The sequence below is a fragment of the Pseudomonas sp. VA159-2 genome (assembly GCF_024126635.1).
Lineage (GTDB): Bacteria > Pseudomonadota > Gammaproteobacteria > Pseudomonadales > Pseudomonadaceae > Aquipseudomonas > Aquipseudomonas muyukensis.
The window spans coordinates 1-19,771 of the sequence record NZ_JAMYBV010000007.1 but is presented as its reverse complement, the minus strand read 5'-3'; the positions used below and the strand labels follow the sequence as shown (position 1 = coordinate 19,771).

17 protein-coding genes are annotated in these 19,771 nt (G+C 64.5%); 8 read left to right on the top strand and 9 right to left on the bottom strand.

The annotated features are described in order from the left end of the window. Positions 1-33: 33 nt before the first annotated feature. Positions 34-327 (bottom strand): DUF6555 family protein, encoded by a 294-nt coding sequence (locus NJG22_RS08670; protein WP_253093716.1) that lies wholly within the window; start codon positions 325-327, stop codon positions 34-36. A gap of 190 nt (positions 328-517) precedes the next feature. On the opposite strand from NJG22_RS08670, the gene NJG22_RS08665 reads away from it, so the two are divergent. Further along, positions 518-982: a hemerythrin domain-containing protein gene (locus tag NJG22_RS08665; RefSeq protein WP_253093714.1), complete on the top strand. Its 465-nt coding sequence runs from the start codon at positions 518-520 to the stop codon at positions 980-982. A 356-nt stretch (positions 983-1,338) separates the two neighbouring features. On the opposite strand, the gene NJG22_RS08660 is transcribed toward NJG22_RS08665, so the two are convergent. Further along, on the bottom strand, positions 1,339-1,632 hold the full coding sequence (locus tag NJG22_RS08660; protein ID WP_253094097.1) for a hypothetical protein: 294 nt from the start codon (positions 1,630-1,632) through the stop codon (positions 1,339-1,341). A gap of 145 nt (positions 1,633-1,777) precedes the next feature. Between NJG22_RS08660 and NJG22_RS08655 the strand changes: the two genes are divergently transcribed. Both NJG22_RS08655 and NJG22_RS08650 read left to right on the top strand, forming a co-directional pair. Further along, complete coding sequence (locus NJG22_RS08655; protein WP_253093712.1) at positions 1,778-2,887, top strand: mechanosensitive ion channel family protein; 1,110 nt, start codon at positions 1,778-1,780, stop codon at positions 2,885-2,887. A 153-nt stretch (positions 2,888-3,040) separates the two neighbouring features. Continuing rightward, entirely contained in the window at positions 3,041-3,550 is a 510-nt protein-coding gene (locus NJG22_RS08650; protein WP_253093710.1) for a ferritin-like domain-containing protein, read from the top strand. A gap of 40 nt (positions 3,551-3,590) precedes the next feature. Here NJG22_RS08650 and NJG22_RS08645 read toward each other — a convergent pair whose 3' ends face one another. The 3 genes from NJG22_RS08645 to NJG22_RS08635 form a co-directional block, all read right to left on the bottom strand. Further along, positions 3,591-4,466: a manganese catalase family protein gene (locus NJG22_RS08645; RefSeq protein WP_253093708.1), complete on the bottom strand. Its 876-nt coding sequence runs from the start codon at positions 4,464-4,466 to the stop codon at positions 3,591-3,593. A 62-nt stretch (positions 4,467-4,528) separates the two neighbouring features. Further along, a complete protein-coding gene (locus NJG22_RS08640) occupies positions 4,529-4,882 on the bottom strand; it encodes a general stress protein (protein ID WP_253093706.1) in 354 nt (117 codons plus the stop codon). Positions 4,883-5,083: 201 nt separating this feature from the next. Beyond that, the gene (locus NJG22_RS08635; RefSeq protein ID WP_253093704.1) at positions 5,084-6,136 is read right to left on the bottom strand and encodes a pyruvate dehydrogenase; all 1,053 of its coding nucleotides are present in this window, start codon (positions 6,134-6,136) and stop codon (positions 5,084-5,086) included. An 84-nt stretch (positions 6,137-6,220) separates the two neighbouring features. Here NJG22_RS08635 and NJG22_RS08630 point away from each other — a divergent pair, with 84 nt between their 5' ends. Then, complete coding sequence (locus NJG22_RS08630; RefSeq protein ID WP_253093702.1) at positions 6,221-6,853, top strand: glutathione binding-like protein; 633 nt, start codon at positions 6,221-6,223, stop codon at positions 6,851-6,853. Positions 6,854-6,855: 2 nt separating this feature from the next. Here NJG22_RS08630 and NJG22_RS08625 read toward each other — a convergent pair whose 3' ends face one another. The 3 genes from NJG22_RS08625 to NJG22_RS08615 all read right to left on the bottom strand — a co-directional run bounded on the left by NJG22_RS08625 (position 6,856) and on the right by NJG22_RS08615 (position 10,981). Next, complete coding sequence (locus NJG22_RS08625) at positions 6,856-8,193, bottom strand: MFS transporter (RefSeq protein WP_253093699.1); 1,338 nt, start codon at positions 8,191-8,193, stop codon at positions 6,856-6,858. Between the two features lie 82 nt (positions 8,194-8,275). Then, the gene (locus NJG22_RS08620; protein WP_253093697.1) at positions 8,276-9,799 is read right to left on the bottom strand and encodes an AMP-binding protein; all 1,524 of its coding nucleotides are present in this window, start codon (positions 9,797-9,799) and stop codon (positions 8,276-8,278) included. Positions 9,800-9,802: 3 nt separating this feature from the next. Beyond that, on the bottom strand, positions 9,803-10,981 hold the full coding sequence (locus NJG22_RS08615) for an acetyl-CoA acetyltransferase (protein ID WP_253093689.1): 1,179 nt from the start codon (positions 10,979-10,981) through the stop codon (positions 9,803-9,805). Positions 10,982-11,122: 141 nt separating this feature from the next. On the opposite strand from NJG22_RS08615, the gene NJG22_RS08610 reads away from it, so the two are divergent. The 3 genes from NJG22_RS08610 (at position 11,123) to NJG22_RS08600 (ending at position 14,275) form a co-directional block, all read left to right on the top strand. After that, the gene (locus tag NJG22_RS08610) at positions 11,123-11,695 is read left to right on the top strand and encodes a LuxR C-terminal-related transcriptional regulator (RefSeq protein ID WP_253093686.1); all 573 of its coding nucleotides are present in this window, start codon (positions 11,123-11,125) and stop codon (positions 11,693-11,695) included. A 231-nt stretch (positions 11,696-11,926) separates the two neighbouring features. Beyond that, entirely contained in the window at positions 11,927-13,147 is a 1,221-nt protein-coding gene (locus NJG22_RS08605) for an MFS transporter (protein WP_253093684.1), read from the top strand. A gap of 690 nt (positions 13,148-13,837) precedes the next feature. Then, positions 13,838-14,275, top strand: a complete 438-nt coding sequence (locus NJG22_RS08600; RefSeq protein ID WP_253093682.1) for a hypothetical protein — start codon at positions 13,838-13,840, stop codon at positions 14,273-14,275. A 251-nt stretch (positions 14,276-14,526) separates the two neighbouring features. Here NJG22_RS08600 and NJG22_RS08595 read toward each other — a convergent pair whose 3' ends face one another. Continuing rightward, a complete protein-coding gene (locus NJG22_RS08595; protein WP_253093680.1) occupies positions 14,527-17,388 on the bottom strand; it encodes an HD domain-containing phosphohydrolase in 2,862 nt (953 codons plus the stop codon). A gap of 409 nt (positions 17,389-17,797) precedes the next feature. On the opposite strand from NJG22_RS08595, the gene mrdA reads away from it, so the two are divergent. Continuing rightward, positions 17,798-19,693 (top strand): penicillin-binding protein 2, encoded by a 1,896-nt coding sequence (gene mrdA, locus NJG22_RS08590; RefSeq protein ID WP_253093678.1) that lies wholly within the window; start codon positions 17,798-17,800, stop codon positions 19,691-19,693. Positions 19,694-19,771 lie beyond the last annotated feature (78 nt).

Here is a 19,771-nt window from a genome sequence, read left to right as displayed (position 1 = left end):
CAGGGCGCATGTCCGCCCTGGCCACGCGCAGGGTCAATGCTCCGAAGAGCTTGCGGAAAACTTCTTTACATCGATCGGCGGCGCGACGAATTCCGGCCCCTGGCCCGCAGGGCGCCAGCGCACATTGCTCAGGCCATAGCGCTCGGCCATCGGTCGGCTGACCTTCTTGATCTTGTGTTGGCCAAAGCGGGGAATGATGCCCACCCCCGCGTCGCAACTGGCCCAATGCCATGCCTCGGCGTTGTCCATCCGTTCCAGACGAATGATGAACGTGCGAAAGGCTCCGTGTAGCTCATACTCGATCACATACAACTGCTGTCCTGCCATGTGGACGCTCCTCCATCGGTTCAGGCTAATGGAGCGGACACCTATGCAAAAGATTCAGTTATTTTGACCCACTGGTCATCATCGCCGCTGCCGAGCCCTGGCTGCCGACCATCATCGCCATTGAACCCTCGCCTCGCTGACCGACTCCACTCCTCGCAAGCCCGTGATTTCAGCCAACGACGAGGTCTTTATGAACGCCATCGACTTGTTGACCCAGGACCACAAACTGGTGAAGAAGCTGCTCGAGGAGTTGTCCGCCACCACTGAGCGCGCCGTGAAAAAACGCGCCGAGCTGCTGCAGCGCATCGAACTGGAACTGCGTATCCACACCGAGCTGGAAGAACAGATCCTCTACCCGGCCATCAAGCAGGCCGGCGGCAAGGAGGAAGAGAAGATGTACTACGAGGCCAAGGAGGAGCACCGCACCGTAGACTCGCTGGTGCTACCCGACTTGCTGCAGACCGAGACCGGCACGGTGGAGTTCGCGGGCAGGGTCAAGGTCATGAAGGAACTGCTCGAGCATCACATCGAGGAAGAAGAAAGCGAGCTGTTCCCGACCGCCAAGAAGTTGCTCGGCAAGGTCGCGCTGGAGGAGATGGGCCAGGCCATGGAGGCACAGAAGAAATTGCTCAAGGGCGAACAGCGCGCGGCCTGAGCCGCCAAGGCCGGTGGGAGCGGGTTGCTCAGGCTTACCAGGCCCCTCCCACCGGTCGTGCAAGGCCGTTGCTTGCCGGCTGCCTGCTCCGACTGTCGCTCGACCAGCCCGGCTCGCTCGCGCCATCACACTCGGTTTGAACATCGGATTGAACAGCGGTGACTGGCTTGCGGCCTAACCTTGGTAACCCTTTACCCAGGAGCCACCCATGGCCGACCCCAGACGCCTCGATCCTTACGTCGATGAAATCCCTCGCGACCCCGGCGAGCCCGTGCCAATGCCCGAGCCGGACCCGCCGGCCCCCGACTGGCCCGAAGGTCAAGTGCCGCCCGAGGAACAATCCGACGGCTGAGCCTTCATCTCATCCCGACGTGCGCCTGCCCCACCGTTGCGCGGGCCACGCGCCGAGCGTATGCAACCCCCCACACCAGCGCCCGGGCCATGGATTCGCCGGGACGCTGGTCATAGGCGCGCTCGCACCGCAGAACGCCATCGGGCCCATAGACGCCAATGAACAACTGCGTAGCTCCCGTGCGCGAGAGGCGTGTCTGCACCTCCAGCGAGGTACCGTCGCCGAGGGTTTCGACATGGGTCTGGTGATGCAGGATCGGATCGTGCCATTGCCGATATGCCTGGCCTCTTCGTTTCATCGAGTTGTCCTCGCTGGATCTGTCCTCGATAGAGTCGAACCGCGCCATGAACGGTCATTTGCGCCGACAAAGGGACCGCCGAAGAACGCACATACATGAACAGCATCATGCCAATCCCTTCACCGGCTACCAGGAGGTACACCCCATGAACGATCGCATCGCCACGCTTTTCACCGACACCGCGCTGTTCGGTATCTCCATCCTCAACCTGCTGCTGGCGCTGGGGGTCGCACTGCTGACCTTCATCGTCGCCCGCGCGGCCATCAGTTTCGTATTGCGCCGGGTGCAACGCTGGTCCGAGCATGACGGTGCGTTCAGCCAGGTCCTGGCCAAGGTGCTGGCCGGGACCAGCAATGTGCTGTTGCTGCTCGCGTCACTATTGATAGGCCTGGGCATGCTCGACCTGCCAGAGCGCTGGCTGAACCGGGTCGGCAGCCTGTGGTTCGTGGTCGCCGCGCTGCAAATCGGTCTATGGGCCAACCGTGCCATCGGGCTTGGGCTGCGCCGCTACTTCGTCCGCCACGCCAGCAATGGCCTGAATCAGGGCAGCGCGCTGGCGACCTTGGCCGGCTGGGGGGCACGCGTACTGCTGTGGTCGGTGGTGCTGCTGGCCATGCTGTCGAACCTGGGGGTGAACATCACCGCCTTCGTCGCCAGCCTCGGCGTGGGCGGCATCGCCGTCGCGCTGGCTGTGCAGAACATCCTCGGCGACCTGTTCGCCTCGTTGTCGATCGCCGTGGACAAGCCTTTCGAGGTCGGCGACTTCATCGTCATCGGTCCGCTGGCCGGCACCGTCGAACACGTCGGCCTGAAAACCACGCGTATCCGCAGCCTGGGCGGCGAACAGATCGTCATGGCCAATGCCAGCATGATCAGCAGCACCATCCAGAACTACAAGCGCCTGCAGGAGCGCCGTATCGTGTTCGAGTTCGGTCTGTCGTACGACACGCCTACGGAGGCGGTGAAAAAAGCGCCGGACATCGTCGAGGAAGCGATCAAGGCCCAGGCGCAAGTACGTTTCGACCGCGCCCACTTGCGCGGCTTCGGCAAGGAAGCGCTGGAGTTCGAATGCGTGTACATCGTTAAGGACCCTGGTTACAACCTGTACATGGATATCCAGCAAGCCATCAACTTCCGCCTGCTGGAACGTTTCGCGCGGGTCGGAGCCAAGTTTGCCGTGCCGGTTCGGGCGATCAAGGTCACGGCGCTGCCACAGGACGCCAGCCTCCAGAGCCCGCGCATCGAGGGGGCGTAGCGCACAGCCAAAGGGTGCCCCCCCTCTGCCGCCATGTGCAAGGCGATCCACGACCGGCTTGGCGCACTGCTGCCACCCGTCGAGCCAACCGATCCTTCCCTGCTCCCTGGTATCACAACCAGTACCCACCACTGGAACGAAGAGGTATCGCAAATGGCAACAGTCAAAGACAACCTGCTCGACTGGCTACGTGACGCACATGCCATGGAGCAGCAAGCTGAAAGCATGCTCAAGGCTCAAGCCGAGCGCCTGGAGCATTATCCAGAACTCAAGGAGCGTATCGTCCAGCACATCGAGCAGACCCAGGGCCAGCAGCGGACCTTGCTGCAATGCATCGAACGCTTGGGCGGCAGTACCTCCACCCTCAAGGACATGGCCGGCAAACTCATGGCCTTCGGCCAAGCCGTGGGCGGTATGGTGATGAGCGACGAGGTGGTCAAGGGGGCGATGTCCGGCTACGTATTCGAGAACATGGAAATCGCCTCCTACACCGTGCTCATCGAAGCTGCGCAAGCCGCAGGCGACAGCGCCACGGCGCAAGCGTGCCAGTCGATACTCCAGGAAGAAGAGGCAATGGCCGCCTGGCTGAAGGATCACCTGCCGGCGATCACCCGGGCGTTTCTCGCCCGCTCCGCCGATCCGGACGCCGAGGCCAAGCGCTGAGCCATCGGCCCCGCACCGGTTCGCCCGGTGCGGGTAACGCTTACGGCTGCTTGCCGTTGACCTTGCCCAGTTCCGCCCCGGTCAGGGGCTGGGCATCCGGGTTGGATTGGGTCCTGATCTTCATCGCCTCGACCGTGGCGGCCGAGGGCTCGTCAAGCTGCACGGTAGCCATGCCATCGCCTCCGTCCACGGCCGGCTGGGGCTGCTCGACATACTCCCAGTCCTGCCCCTGGTTCCACGCCCCACGCGTCTCCAGGCCCTGGGACATGTTGAAGTAGGTGCGGTTGAACTCGGGATCGCCGGACAGTTTGCCTTGCGGGAAGTTCGGCTGTATTGCATGCAGGGCCTTCTCGAAGGACATCTGGTGGGCGATTTCACGGCTCATCAAAAAGCCCAGCGCATCCTTGATGCCAGGGTCGTCGGTGACGTTGATCAAACGCTCGTAGACGATCTTGGCACGGGCCTCGGCGGCGATATTGGAACGCAGGTCGGCCGTCGGCTCGCCAATGGTGTCGATATAGGCCGCAGACCAGGGCACGCCTCCTGAATTGATCAAGGCGGCGCCGCCGCCATACAGCAAGCTGGTAATGTGCGAATCGTTACCGGCCCCGGTCAGCGAACGGTACAGCTCACCCTCGGCCTCGATGCCTTCGGCCAGGCGCCCCTTGGCACCCTTGTTGAGCATGACCACGATAGAGCCGATGATCTCCAGATGGCTCAGCTCTTCGGTGGCGATATCGAACAATAGGTCCTTGCGCCCTGGATCGTCCTCGCTTACCGCCTGGGTGAAGTAGCGCATGGCCGCGGCGAGTTCACCCTGGGGCCCACCGAACTGCTCCAGCAGCAGGTTGGCCAGGCCAGGGTTGGGCTCGGCGACACGGACGGTATATTGCAGTCGCTTGTTGTGCATGAACATAGGCAATCCCTCATCGGCAAACGGGGCAGCCAACCGACCGCCCCGGTTCGCTTCACGGACGGTTAGCGGTTGTCATCGCTCTTGCGACCGCCGCCGTGGCTGTGCTGGCCGCCGACGCGGCCGGCTTCGGAGGCTTTTTCACGGTCGTTGGCGAAGTTGCCACCCGAGGCCTGGCCACCCTTGTGACCCGCCTCGGCAGCGCGCTCTGGGTCGTTCTTGAAGTTGCCACCGGACATCTGGCCGCCCTTGTGCCCAGCCTCGGCGGCGCGCTCCGGATCGTTCTTGAAGTTGCCACCGGACACCTGGCCACCCTTGTGCCCCGCTTCGGCAGCCTTCTCGCGATCGTTGGCGAAATTGCCTGGGTTGGTATTGGCGTTACCGCCTTGGTTACCACGGTTGTCTTGATTGTTAGCCATGATCAACACCTCATGTCGGTCACACAGGAAAGTCTGTGTTCAGTAGTGACATGGGCCAAGCGCCACGTAGCTCAAACAGTTCAAGGTTCGCTGACGAAATGCGCCAAGGATTGCCGCCGCGGTTTTTAGGCCTCGGGAAACGGGGCCATGGGCTCATTGAGCAGCTGTATCGGTGGCAGTGCCCGTTAGTACGCTTGCGGCCTACCTCAAGCCATACCGACGCAGGGCCTGGCGCAGCGCGTCAGTACCGACCGTGCCCTCACAGGCCAAGGCCTGCAGCGCAACGAAGGTAATCCAGTTGCGCTCCAGGTGTTGGTCGGCGGCCAGCGTATCGGCGCCCAGGGCGCTGAACGGGGCATCGACATGCGCGCCCAGCTGATTGACCACGAAAGCGTCATAACCGGTCACCGCCACCACCGGCACCCCTGAAGTACCCAGGCATGCGTGCAGGTGCGAGCGACGGGCGTCGCGCTGGCGGTGGCCACGATTCCAGCGTTGCACGGCGGCCGCCTCGCGGGCCAGGCGCGTGTAGCTGGGGCAGCTCCATACCTCGCAAGTCACGCCCCAGTGCTGTTCGAGCTGGCGTGCAGCGGCGCGGACCTCCTCAAGCATCTGCCCCGCCCCCAGCAAGCGCACCTGTGGGGCTGCGCTGCCGCACAAGCGGTACATGCCACGGTAGGCATCGCGACGGTCGCATGCCGGCGATTGAGCCGCTGCATCGTGCAGCGTCAGGTAGCAAAAACCCGGGCGCCCCTCCAGGTAGAACTCGCGCAGCGCCCCGGCCATGATCGCCTGCGCCTCGGCCCCGCAGGCCGGATCGAACGGCAGGCAGTGCCAGTTGGCTGCCAGCCACAGGGGTAACCACGGGTGCGCGCCCTTGGCCCAGCGCGAAGGCAGTGCCTCGATGTCGTTGAGGATGATGCCGCGATCGGCGGTCTGCGCCGTCAGCATCTCCAGGTGGGCCGAGGTGGCCGAGCGGGTGAAGTAGAACAGCGGCCGCTCATCGTTGCGCGCGCTGTCGCTGAACCACAACGGCCAGGCACTGATGGCCAGGCCCGGCTGCTCGGGGTCGGCGCGGTCGTCGATCAGCCAGAACTGGCCGTGGCTATGCCGATCGCGCCGCAGTGCCTCGACCAGCCCGAGCGCTGCCCGGCGCGGCGAACCGGGCTCGAGGGCCGTGTGTTCAAGACTGCGCAGGCAGGCCGCTGCCGCCTGGCAGGTGTGTTGGGTGCGTTGCAGATGCAGGGTGTCCATGGGGCGTCCCTCCCGATACCGCCCTTGCACGGGCGTGGTGGATGAGGCAATCTGATTGCAATTGCAATCAAAAAGGTAACACCGATGAAGACCTCCGCGCCACTGCACCTGTACACCGCCGACACCCCCAACGGCCAGAAGATCTCGATTGCCCTGGAAGAGCTGGGCCTGGCCTATGGGCAGACCTTCGTCGACCTGAACAAGGGAGAGCAGAAGACCCCGCAGTTCCTGCGGCTGAACCCGAACGGCAAGATCCCGGTGCTGGTCGACCAGACCCGCGACCTGGTGCTGTTCGAGAGTGCCGTGATCCTTACCTACCTCGCCGAACGGCAAGGCGCGCTGGCAGGCGACAACGCCGATGAGCAGCGCGTCGTGCAGCAGTGGTTGTGTTTCCAGATCGCCAGCGTCGGCCCCATGCTCGGGCAGCTCTGGTGGTTCCGCCACGGCTCGGGCAGCGACAACCGCGAGGCGCTGCAGCGCTACAGCCGCGAGGCGTTGCGCTTGTATGGCGTGGTCGAGCAGCAGTTGGCCGAGCGGCCGTTCATTGCCGGCGACCGCTACAGCATCGCCGACATCGCCCTGTTCACTTGGCTACGCACCCACGAGGAGCTGGGCCTGGAGCTGCAGCCATTCCCCGAGGTACGCGACTGGCTCGAGCAGATCGCCCAGCGCCCGGCGGTCAGGCGTGGCCTGGCCCGCTCGGGCGGCTACGCCTGAACTCAAGCCTGGGGTTCGGCCAGCAACTGGGCCGCCGGTTCGCTCGCCTGGGCCCGATGGGGGGTGGCCACGAAGTCTTCCTTGCGCAGCAGCAACAGCGCCAGCAGCGAGGCGACCCCGGTGGCCACGTAGAAGTACCAGGGCGCGGAAATATCGCCGGTGAGCTTGATCAGCCAGGTGGAGATCAACGGCGCGCTGCCACCGAACGCGGCCACCGGGATGTTGTAGGCCACGGCAATGCCGGTGGAGCGGATGCGCGTGGGCAGCAGTTCGCTCATCAGCGCATAGGTGGACGATGCATACAGCCCGAACAGGATCGCCACCGCCATCAGCGGCCAGAACAGCGTGGCCGGCGTGGCATTGGGCGCGGCCTTGAAGAACCAGTACATGGCCAGGGTCGCCAGCACGCCGATCACCATCAGGAACGGCTTGCGTCCGTAGCGGTCGGTGAAGGCGCCGCCGAACGGCATCACCAGCGCCGCCGACAGGCTGGCGACGAACACGTAGAGCAAGGTGGTGCCGCTGTCGAACTTCAGGGTGTTGGACATGTAGGTCGAGGCGAAGGTCAGCACCAGGTAGAAGATCGAGCTGTGCAAGGTGATGATGAAAAACACCAGGGCAATCGCCCGCTTCCACTGCCACACCTCGCGCAGCGGCGCCTTGGAGGTCTGGCCGGCCTCGACCAGGGCGACGAACTCGGGGCTGTCTTCGAGCTTGAGGCGGATATACAGCGAGATGAAGCCCAGCGGCCCTGCCACCAGGAACGGAATGCGCCAGCCCCAGTCCTGCATCAGCTCGGCGCCGAGCATCCAGGTCATGCCATTGGCCACCACCCCGCCCAGCACCAGGCCCAGCACCGCGGTCACCATCAGCCAGCAGGTGGCGAAGCCCCGCCGCCCAGGGCCGGCGTATTCGGAAATGAAACTGGTGATGGTGCCGATTTCACCCCCGGCGGAGAAGCCCTGCACGCAGCGGATCAGCACCAGGATGATCGGCGCGGCGATACCGATGCTGGCGTAGGTCGGCAGCAGCCCGAGCAGGAAGGTCGAGCCGGCCATCATCACCAGCACCGTGACCAGCGTCTTGCGCCGGCCGATCTTGTCGGCCAGCGGGCCGAAGAACAACCCGCCCAGGGGGCGAATGAAGAAGCTCAGGGCAAAGGCCGCGAAGCTGGCCAGCAGGCTGCTGGTGGGGTCGTCGGAGACGAAGAAGGCCTTGCCGATGTACAAGGCCAGGAAGCCATAGACGCCGTAGTCGTACCACTCGATCAAGTGGCCCGAGGTGGCGCCGAGAAACGCCCGGCGCCGCTGGCGCAGGGTAGTGGAAGGTGACATGCCCATCACGGGAACTCCTGTCGTGAAACTGTCCATGAAAATGCAGCGTTTGAGCGCTGGCGTGGGTTTTTATGGGTGAAACACCCCACTACGCCAAGGGCTCGGTCGGGTCCTGCAACCACTGGCGCAGGCGGGTTTTCAAGATCTTGCCGTAGCTGTTCTTCGGCAGCTCGGCACAGAACAGGTACTTCTTCGGTTTCTTGAACGAGGCCATGCGCGCCAGGAACCACTGGTTCAGCACCTGGGCGTCGAGGCTGGCGGGCGAACGCGGCACCACGAAGGCCACCACCGATTCGCCCCACTCGGCATCGGCCTCGCCCACCACACAGGCTTCGAACACCTCGGGGTGCTGCATCAACACCTCCTCGACCTCCCGGGGATAGATGTTGCTGCCGCCAGAGATGATCACGTCCTTGCTGCGGTCGGTGAGTGTGAGGTAGCCCTGGGCATCCAGGCAACCGATATCGCCGGTGCGCAGCCAGCCATCCACCAGGGTGGCCGCGCTGGCCTGCGGGTTGGCCCAATAGCCGTGCATCACCGCCGCGCCGCGCACGGCGATCTCGCCGGCCTGGCCGGGCGCCAGGGGCTGGCCGGCGGCATCGAGCACGCGCACCTCAACGCACGACTGGGCGCGGCCCACCGAGGCGGCGATGCTCGGCCAGTCCGCTTGGCTGCGGTCGGCAATGCGCTCACGGGACAAGGCGGTGATGGTCATCGGGCACTCGCCCTGGCCGTAGATCTGCACCAGCCGCGGGCCAAAGGTGTCGAGGGCCTGGGCCAGGTCGGCCAGGTACATCGGGCCGCCGCCGTAGACGATGGTCTTGATGCCTTCGCCGGCATAGCCCTGGTGGCGGGCCTGTTCGACCATGCGCTTGACCATGGTCGGCGCCGCGAACAGGCTCACCTGGCCCAGCGCCTGGGCCAGCTCGAACAGTTCCTCGGCCTGGAAACCGCGCGACGCGGGCACCACGTGCCGGGCACCGCAGCGCACATGGATGAAGTTGTACAGGCCGGCACCGTGGGACATTGGCGCGGCATAGACCACGGCATCGTCGGCCGCCACCGGATCGACGTCCAGCGGGTAGCACAACGACATCGCCACCAGGTTGCCATGGGACAGCATCACCCCCTTGGAACGCCCGGTGGTGCCTGAGGTGTAGAACAGCCAGGCCAGGTCGGCATCCAGGCACGGGTGCGGCGCCAGCAGTTGGTCACCGGCCACTGCCGCGTCCTCGGTGGGCGCCGCCAGCTCGCGGCAGTCGCCAGGCAGGGCATCGAAGACACCGCCGTGGTCGGTGTAGATCAGCCGCGCCCCGGCATTGCCGGCAATCCAGGCCGCCTCCAGGGCGTGCAACTTGCTGTTGATCGGCACCGCCACCGCCCCGCTCCACCAGATGGCGTAGAGCAGCTCGAGGTAGCCGCAGCTGTTCTTCATCAGCAGCGCCACCCGCTGGCCCGGCGCGATGCCGTGCACCTGGCGCAGCTCCAGGGCTCGAGCCCTGACCCGGGCGGCGAACCCCTGGTAGTCGGCAACCTGGCGGGTGCCTTCGAACAGCGCCGGGCGAGTGGGCCAGCGTTGCGCCGCGTCGAGCAGCCAATGGGCGATATTCATGGCCTATACCCGCACCGCCTGCAACACGCTGGCATAGTTGGCCACGGCCATGCCGCCCATGTTGAACAGCAAGCCAAATTCCGCCCCTGGCACGCCCAGGCCGATGGGCCGGCCCGTCAGTTGGGCGAAGCCCAGGGCATGCATCGACACCCCGGTGGCGCCCACCGGGTGGCCCTTGGCCTTGAGCCCACCCGACAGGTTCACCGGCAAGCGCCCGCCCTGGCGCACGATGCCGTCGTCCAGCGCGCGGTGCCCCTCGCCACGCGGCGCCAGGCCCATGGCCTCGTAGATCAGCAGCTCGGCGATGGTGAAACAGTCGTGCACCTCGGCGAAACTCAGGTCGTTCAGGGTCACCCGGGCCTGGCGCAGCGCGCCATGGATCGCCCGTTGCGGCCCCTCGAAGGCCAGCACATCGCGCCGGGTCAGCGGCAGGAAGTCGTTCACCTGGGTCATGGCGCGAATCGCCACCTGGCGGCGCATCCTCCGGGCGCGCTCGGGCGAGGCCAGGATGATCGCCGCCGCGCCATCGCTGATCAGCGAGCAATCGGTCAGGCGCAGCGGCGGCGCGACCAGCGGGTTGCCCGGCGACACGTTGTTGCAATGCTCGAAGTCCATCACCCGGTGCATCTGCGCCAGTGGGTTGGCCATGGCGTTGGCGTGGTTCTTCACCGCGATCGCCGCCATCGAGGCATAGGGGCTGTGGTAACGGTCGGCATAGGCCTGTGCCACCTGCCCGAACAACTGGGCAAAGCTCAGCCCGGCCTCGCCTGCAGCGTTCTGGTAGCCGGCGCCGGCCAAGGCCTGGGTGACCTCGGCGGTGCTGTTGTGGGTCATCTTCTCGGCGCCCACCACCAGCACCAGTTCGGCGGCGCCGCTGCGGATCGCATTGATCCCGGCCTGGATCGCCGCCGCGCCGGAGGCACAGGCGTTCTCGCAGCGGCTGGCGGGTTTGAAGCGCAGTTGCGGGTCGGCCTGCAGCATCAGCGACGCCGGGAAGCCGTCGGCTACCAGGCCCGAATTGAAGTGGCCGAGAAACAGCGCGTCGATCTCATCGGCATCGATTGCGCCGTCCGCGAGGGCATCGCGGGTGACCTGGACAATCAGGTCTTCGAGGTTTTGCCCTTGCAGGCGACCGAACGGGCTGTGCGCAGCCGCGACGATGGAGACTGAATCGTGAAACATGGTGATATTCTTCTGTCCTTGAAGCGAGTATTCCCTACAATGGGCCAGCGGCCGAACCCCAGGCTAGTTGGGGCAACTACCTACGTCAGTAAGTAGTGGCCGATTCCCGGCATGGCCCCAAGCACCGAGGCAGGACGCCCGATGACTGTCGACACCCTTCCCCTGCAGGACCTCGAGCGCGTGGCGTTCCAGGCCTCCCCCGCCCCGCAGATGGTCACCGCCCATCGGCGCATGCTCGATTGCAACCAGGCGTTCGTGCGGTTGTTCGGTTATGAGCGGGAGGAACTGCGTGGCAACCTGACCTTGCTGCTGTACCCTTCCCACGCGGATTACCAGAGTATCGGCGAACGCAGCGAGCACTGGTTGAAGACCGGCCCAGGGGCGTTCTATACCGATGAGCGCTTCATGCAGCATCGCAATGGCGAGGTGTTCTGGGCCCGCGCCCACGGTTTCACCTTGACCCTGGACGACCCTTTCAGGCTGATGGTGTGGCATTTCGAGCGGCTCGACCGGCAACCGGCGCCAGCGGTGCGATTGACCCCGCGGGAGCGGGAGATTTCGTTGCATATCGTCAATGGCCTGACCTGCAAGGAAGTGGCGCGAGCGCTGGGAATTTCCCATCGCACGGTGGAGGTGCACCGAGCGCGATTGATGAGGAAGTTGCAGGCCAAGAACAGCGCGGAGCTGGTGTCGAAGATCATTTTCATCCGTTGAGTGTGCCGCGCCATGGTCAGCGCTCGATCTGCCAGGCGCAGCAAGGCTACCGCCCTGCCCCCGCAAGCCCCCCAAAAATGCTCTACCCAGCCCGTTTCCATCGATCACACTGATGATCACTATCACCCCATCCACCTGTTGAACCCGCCGAACCGGCTTTTATAATCGCGTCCAATTTTCCCCTCCCCCTCGCCTGCATCAGGCGACTGTCCCGCTCGGAACCCCATACCCATGCCCAACCCTTCCCCCCACAGCCCTCCCGAACACAGCCAGCAAAGCCGCAAGCAGCAATGGCTGGCGATCCTCTCGGTCGCCGTGGGCGCCTTCGCCCTGGTGACCAGTGAATTCCTGCCGGTGGGCGTGCTCAACGACGTCGCCGGCGACCTGGGCATCAGCGCCGGCCACGCCGGCCTGATGGTGACCCTGCCCGGGGTCATGGCCGCCCTCGCCGCGCCCTTGCTGTCGGTAGGCATCGGCACCCTGGACCGGCGCTACCTGCTCAGCGCCCTGACCCTGATCATGATCATCGCCAACGCGGTGGTGGCCTACGCCACCGATTTCAACCTGCTGCTGCTCGGCCGCGTGCTGCTGGGCATCAGCATCGGCGGCTTCTGGGCCACCGCCATTGCCCTGAGCGGACGCCTCGCGCCCAGGGGCGTAGGGGTGGCCCAGGCCACCTCGATCATCATGGTCGGCGTCACCCTGGCCACCGTGCTGGGCGTGCCGGTGGGTACCTGGCTCAGCGGCCTGATGGGCTGGCGCATGACTTTCCTGGTCACCGCCCTGCTGGGTATACCGGTGCTGCTGGCCCAGGTCCTGCTGCTGCCACGGCTGACCCCGGACAAGGCCATCCAGGTCAGGGACCTGCCGGCGCTGTTCGTCAACCCCCTGGCCCGGGTCGGGCTGATCGCCGTGTTGCTGATCGGCTTGGCGCACTTTGCCGCCTACACCTATGTCGCGCCCTTCTTCAAGCACAACGCCAACTTCGCTGGACCGACGATTGGCTCACTGCTGTTGCTGTATGGCGTGGCAGGGGTGATCGGCAACCTGTTCGCCGGCTTCGCCGCCAACCAGAGCGTGCGCCACACCTTGATGCTGGTAGCGCTGATGATCGGCATTGGCACCGCGCTGTTCCCCTACTTCGCCACCAGCCTGACCGGCGCCGCCATGCTGATCGCGCTGTGGGGCTTCGCCTTCGGCGCCTTCCCGGCCTGTGCCAGCATCTGGATGTTCGTCGTCGCGCCCAAGGATGTCGAACGCGGCATGCCGCTGTTCGTCGCCATGTTCCAGGTGATCATCGCCCTGGGTTCGTTCTTCGGCGGGCAGATCGTCGACCAGCTAGGCAGCGCGGTGCTGTTCAGCCTGGCCACCGCCCTGGTCGGCTGCGGCCTGGTCACGGTGCTGGTGCTGGGGCGCAATGTCAGCAATCGCCTGGCGGCCCAGCCTTCCTGAAGGAAAGTTGACGGCGACCTGCGCATGGGTTTGTAGGAGTGGGCCAGCCCGCTCCCTGGCGCCCGTTGTCACGGGACAGGCCCAGACTTTCGCATCCTCGCGATAAAGGTTCGCAGTTGAGGTCGTTGCAGGTTGTCGCTACGAGCAACTAGGTAGTAGGTAAAGCGCGAAGGCCAGAACCAATCCTCCCCACCAGCCTGCCACTGCGCAGCACCTCTTCGACGTGCTGCGCCGTTACCACCGCAATACCCAGGTTACTGGCCGCCGCGCGCAACGACAGCAAATATTTATCAAAGCTCGGCCCCCACCAGGTGTCCGCCGTAATTTATGTAGCGCCTGGCAGATCGAGCGCCGCCCGCGCGACGCATCGCGGATGAATCCGCTCCCACATTTTTTTTTGCAACGTGGCCATGCCTGATAGGCCATGGCTGTGAGCCTTGTGCGCTCGATGCGATTTTTGCGTGGGCGTTGAAAGAGGCGATCAATATCGGCGCTCGTAAATCGATGGTGTGCCAGGAAGTAGAATTGACGCTGCAGCGCTGGACTAAAACCCTAACGGGTTGACGCGACAACCCCCTTAAAATACAGGATTAAAGAAAGCCATAAACTAGTAAATTTACCAGTTGCCATCATCCATAAGTGTCTTACCATGTCCATGTGTCGATTGACACTCAACCTTGGAGAAATGTCATGAAAACCGCATATTCATCTTTAGATGAGGCGAAAGACTATACCCTCAATTCGGGTGATCAGCCATGCAGCGCCCCGCAGCTGATTAACAACGAGAAAGGCGAAATAGCCGCACTCACACATCTCGGCACAGGCAGCTCGAAAAGCAAAAGCTTCGGCGTAGAAAATTCGAGAGTGGGTGACAACTTTGTCAGCAAAGCGAATCTTGAAAAATACAAAGCCATATACCTAAAAGCCAGAAACAATAAAACGGGCCGATTCTTACTCCGCATTGATAAGAGCGGAAGTGACAAGAGCCTGTATTACATCCAGGTCACCAATGACTATAATGGTTTCTGGAGTGAAGATGCGCGGGTGTCGGGCCTTAATGGTGTATTCCCGGCCAGTTTCAGTAACGAGACTGAATTCGATGTATACGGCACTAACGATGCCTCTTAAAAATTAGATTTTCTCTATTGCCTAGCCGTTGTAACTCAGGCACTGAGCTGGTGATCTGTGTAGACCGTGAAGGTGCTAATTTGCGCATATCCACGGTCTTTTTCCATATGCAGCTTTCCACCCGGGTTAATTCGAAGACCGTAAAACGCCGAGGATATGCGGTAGTCACTCCAGAGCCTGACAGGACCTGACCCTGGCGTTCAATCTTCTGTGGCGGTTGCCTTGCCGCTATTCCCCAGCCAGGCCGGCGTCTACAAAGGCGCGCCAGATACCTCGGGCTGCAGCTGGCCCAGCCAATAGCCCACATCCACCTCGTCGATCTGCTCAGGCCGCAGGAACCGCTCGGCGTACTCCCGGTACACACCACCGCTGAGGAACAGCCGCAACAGCTGGCCGTCGATATGGTTGTCGCGGGCCATGAACACCAGGATCTTCACCGACTCCGACAGGGTCTTCGGCGCCTTGTAGGGCCGGTCGGCCGCGGTCAGCGCCTCGAAGATATCGGCAATCGCCATCACCCGTTCGGCAATGCCCAGGTCCTCCTTGGCCAAGCGCCGCGGGTAGCCACTGCCATCCATCTTCTCGTGGTGGTTGCCGGCAATCGCCGGCACCCGCCGCAACTGCCGGGGGAACGGCAGCGAGGTGAGCATGATGATGGTCTGCACGATGTGCTCGTTGATCTTGAAACGCTCTTCATCATTGAGCGTGCCGCGGCGGATGGCCAGGTTGTACAGCTCGCCATGGTCGCTGGCATTGGCCGGCAAGCGCATGTCGAAACCCCAGGTGTTGCGCGGGTCGTCCCTGGCCACTGGCGGCTTGCGCTCGCCCCAGGGCACCTGGTGTTCGGGGCGGTCGGCCAGCAGATATTCCTCCACAGGCAATGACGCCGGCGGCTGGCCGGCGAAGCGACTGTGTTCGTCGCGGGAGATGCCCAGGCGGTTGTCGAAATGCCGCAACCAGCGGCGTTGACCAATGCGGCGCAGGCGCGCGATGTCTGCATCCTCCATGAACTCGCCGCCGATGTTGGCCTTGGCGACGAAGGCGAACTCTTCGCGCAGCTCGGCACGGCATTGCGCCAGTCGCTGCTGCAACGCCGGCTCTGCCTCGCCCTGGCTCAGCCCCTGCCAGTAGGCGATCTCGGCGTCGCGCCAGAGCACCTCGAAGCGCATGCGCACTTCATGGATACGGTTGTACAGGGTCTCAAGCTTGGTGGCCTTGTCTACCACGTACTCGGGGCTGGTGACCTTGCCGCAGTCGTGCAGCCAGGCCGCCACGCGGAATTCGTAGCGCTCGGCTTCGCTCATGGTGAAGTCGGCATAAGGGCCACGGTCGGCCTCCACCGCCTTGTCCAGCAACATCTGCGCCAATTGCGGCACGCGCTCGCAATGGCCACCGGTATAGGGGCTCTTGGCGTCGATGGCATCGGCCAACAGCTTGATCATGCCGTCCAGCAAGCGCTGTTGGGCCTCGACCAACTGCCGGGTCTCGATGGCCACGGCGGCGGCGCCGGACAGCTCCTCGACGAAACGGCAGAACGGCTGGCCCATCTCGTCCTGGATGTGTTCGAGCTGCAGGACCAGGATGCCGAGCAACTGCTTGCCGCGATCGTTGAGCACCACGGCCAGGCTGCGGCCTTGCAGGGCCAGGGCCTGGGTCACGGTGGCCGCCAGGTCGTCGCCGTCGCTGACCTCCAGTTGCGCGGGGTAGGCCTCGCCCCGGCAAGCAGCGGCCAGGCGCAGGTGGCCTTGGTCGGCTTCCAGCAGGTACACCGCCCCCGCCGCCACGCCGGCGGCATCCACCAGGTGGCGCAACACGCCGTCTAGCATGCGTTCGAGCTGGCTCTCGCGGCTGAGGGTCAGGGTGATCGCCTGGAAGCTGCGGATCGTGACGGACATGCGGCTGAGCACACGACTCAGTTCGCGCACCTCGCTGACCCGCGAGGTAACGCCCACCTCGCGGCTGAAATCGAAGTCGGCCAGCCCCCGCACCTGCTCGGCCAGCAAGCGCAACGGGCGGCCGATGCGCTGCCCGAGCAAGCCTCCGAGCAACAGCAGCAAGGCCATCAGCGCCGCCGTCCACAGCAACTGGTCGAACAATACCTTGCGCGCCCCGGCCAGCAGTTCGTGGGCCGGCACGGCGATCAGTACTTGCAGGTTCTGCCCAGCCAGCGCCAGCGGCACGCGCATGCCGTACCAGGTCTGGCCATCCACCTGGTAAGGCTGCGGTCGGCTGCCTTCGGGCAACACGGACTGGACCTGCTGCAAGCTGGGCACCCCCAGCTCGGCAATATGCGACAGGCGCACGGCCTCGCCCTCGCGCACGATCACCCGTTGCAGGTCGGGATAGGCCACCACGCTGCCCTGATCGTCGACCACGGCAATTTCGGTACCGGGAGTGATGCGCAGGTCGCGGCTCTCGCTGGCCAGGTCGTTGACCGAGACATCCATGCCGATCACCGCTGCCCCGTCGACGCTGCGCAGGGCCATGCTCAGGCCGATCTCGCGGGTGGTGAAGAACACATAGGGCCGAGTGAGCACGGTGCTGGCTTGCCGGGAAGCTTCGACGAACCACGGACGCAAGCGCGGATCGTAGCGGTAGTCGGGTTTGTCCAGGGTCTTGAGCAGGGTCAGCGCGCGGTCGTAGAAGCGCCACTCGCCCAGCCGTGCGCCCCCTTCGCCATGGCTGACGCTCTGCACCAGGAAAGCCGTGCCAGGCGGCGCCTCGAGGCGCTGCAGCAACTGCCGGTCGCGCAGCCGTCGCACCAGCAGGAAATCGCCATTGGGGTAGCCGACATAAGCCGCGCTGAGCATGCGGTTGGCGTTCAAGCTCTCGGCCAGCTGGGGCAGGCGCTCCAGGCGCTGGGCCAGGTTGCCGGCAACCGGGTTGAAGGCCAGCAGGCGGATGCTGCTCTGCGCCGGTTCCACCAGGCGCCGGGCACGCTCCTCGATGGTCTTGCCCACCTGCAGGGCCGCATCGCCGGCGGTGGCCACCAAAGTTTGCCGCACGCCAAGGTAACCCTGCCAGGCCAGGGCCGCGCCGAGCAGCAACATGCCGAGCATGATCGCCAAGGCCACCAGCAGTTGCAGCGAGATACTGCGCCCACGCTGGTTCATGGCTGTTCGCCCCTGCCCTGGCCGATGGCGCGGTACTGCGCAAGCCCCGCTGCACGCTCAATCAACACGTAACCCATCCCAGGTACTCCCAGTGTGGCGGTTTCAATAGTGTAATCAGCCAAAGCGATTGTGCCGGCCTGATGTGAAACCGCAGGCAGCGAGGCGACCTGAATACTGGCACATTGACACTTAGCCCTCCAGTGCCCGCTTCCGGCAAGAGCCGGCCAGATGAACGAATCTTCATGAAGTGTCCAACCGCCCTGCGGCTGGGGCCGCAGCTTGCTGGACGGGCCGCGGCCCGCCCCACGCGCCTTGAGCGCCCTTGCCCGCTTGCGTAGCATCCCCACGCTTTTTCTGCGAACGGGCTTGCCTCGCCCCCTATGCGCCCTGCCCCAAGACACGAGCCCTCATGCCCCAACCCATCCCCCTCAAGGACCACGAAAAGGAAAAGCACCTGGTCAACCGCCGGCTGCTGGCCTGCGCCGTCCTGGTGATGAGCCTGTGCGCGGTGCTGGTGGGCCGCCTCTACGTGCTGCAAGTGCTGCAGCATGACCAGCAGAGCGCGGTCTCGGAAAACAACCGCGTGCACGTGCTGCCGATCCCCCCCGAACGCGGGCTGATCTACGACCGCAACGGCGTGGTGCTGGCCGACAACAAGCCCAGTTTCAACCTGACCATGACCCGCGAACGCGCCGGCGACTCGGCCAAAGTGCTGGACAGCCTGCGGCAGATCCTCGGCTTGTCCGAGGATGATCGTCAGCAGTTCGACAAGGACCTGCGCCGAGGCCGCAAGCCTTTCGAACCGGTCACCCTGCTGGTGGGCCTGAGCGAGGAGCAGATCGCCCTGATCGCGGTCAACCAGTTCCGCCTGCCGGGGCTGGAGGTCGAGCCGCAGTTCATCCGTGAATACCCGCTGGCCGAGCATTTCGCCCACTCGGTGGGGTACGTGGGACGCATCAACGAGAAAGAAGCCAAGACCCTCGACAGCACCGAGTACCGAGGCACCCAGTCGATCGGCAAGACCGGCATCGAACGGTTCTATGAACAACAGCTGCATGGCCAGGTGGGCTACGAGGAGGTCGAGACCAATGCCCAGGGCCGGGTGATGCGCGTACTGCGCCACCACGACCCGGTGCCGGGCAAGGACATCGTGCTGAGCCTCGACGCCCACCTGCAACAGGCCGCCGAAAAGGCCCTGGGCGAGCGCCGTGGCGCAGTGGTGGTGCTCGACCCGGCCAACGGCGATGTGCTGGCGATGGTCAGCAACCCCAGCTTCGACCCCAATTTGTTCGTCAAGGGCATCAGCTACAAGCAGTACGCAGCGCTACGCGACTCCATCGACCGGCCGTTGTTCAACCGCGTGCTGCGCGGGCTGTACGCACCCGGTTCGACGGTCAAGCCGGAGGTGGCCATCGCCGGTCTCGACAGCGGCGTGATCACCCCCGCCAGCCGGGTGTTCGACCCGGGCTACTACGAACTGCCCAACTATGACCACAAGTACCGCAACTGGAACCGCACGGGCGATGGCTGGGTAGACATGTACAGCGCGATCATGCGCTCCAACGACACCTACTTCTACGACCTGGCGCACAAGCTGGGCATCGACCGCCTGCACGACTACATGGCGCAGTTCGGCCTGGGCCAGAAGGTGTCGCTGGACATGTTCGAGGAGGCCCCTGGGCTAATGCCGTCGCAAGCCTGGAAGCGCGCTACCCGGCGCCAGGCCTGGTTCCCCGGTGAAACACTGATTCTTGGCATCGGCCAGGGCTACATGCAGGTCACCCCGCTGCAATTGGCCCAGGCCACCAGCCTGCTGGCCAGCAAGGGCGCCTGGCACCGGCCGCACCTGGCCATGACGGTGGGCGGCGAGCAGCCGGTCGACCCTCAGCCGATGCCAGATATCGTGCTGCACGACAGGCGTGCGTGGGACCAGGTCAGCCAGGGCATGCAGATGGTCATGCACGACCCGCGCGGCATTGCCCGGGCCTCGGCTGCCGGTGCCCAGTACCGGATCGCGGGCAAGAGCGGCACGGCGCAGGTGGTGGCGATCAAGCAGGGGGAGCGCTACAACCGTGACAAGACCCTGGAGCGGCACCGCGATAACGCCCTGTTCGTCGGCTTCGCGCCGGCTGAACGTCCGGCGCTGGTGGTGGCTGTGATGATCGAGAACGGCGAGGCTGGGGGGCGGGTGGCGGGGCCTGTGGTACGGGAGGTGATGGATGCCTACCTGCTGGATGAGCAGGGGCATCTTAAGGCGCGGTTTGCCGGTGGATTTGGCGGCGGAGGTGGTGGGGGGCATGGGTAGGGTTCGGGTTCGGGTTCGGGTTCGGGTTCGGGTTCGGGTTCGGGTTCGGGGATTGTTTTGGTTTTTGTATGCGCATTC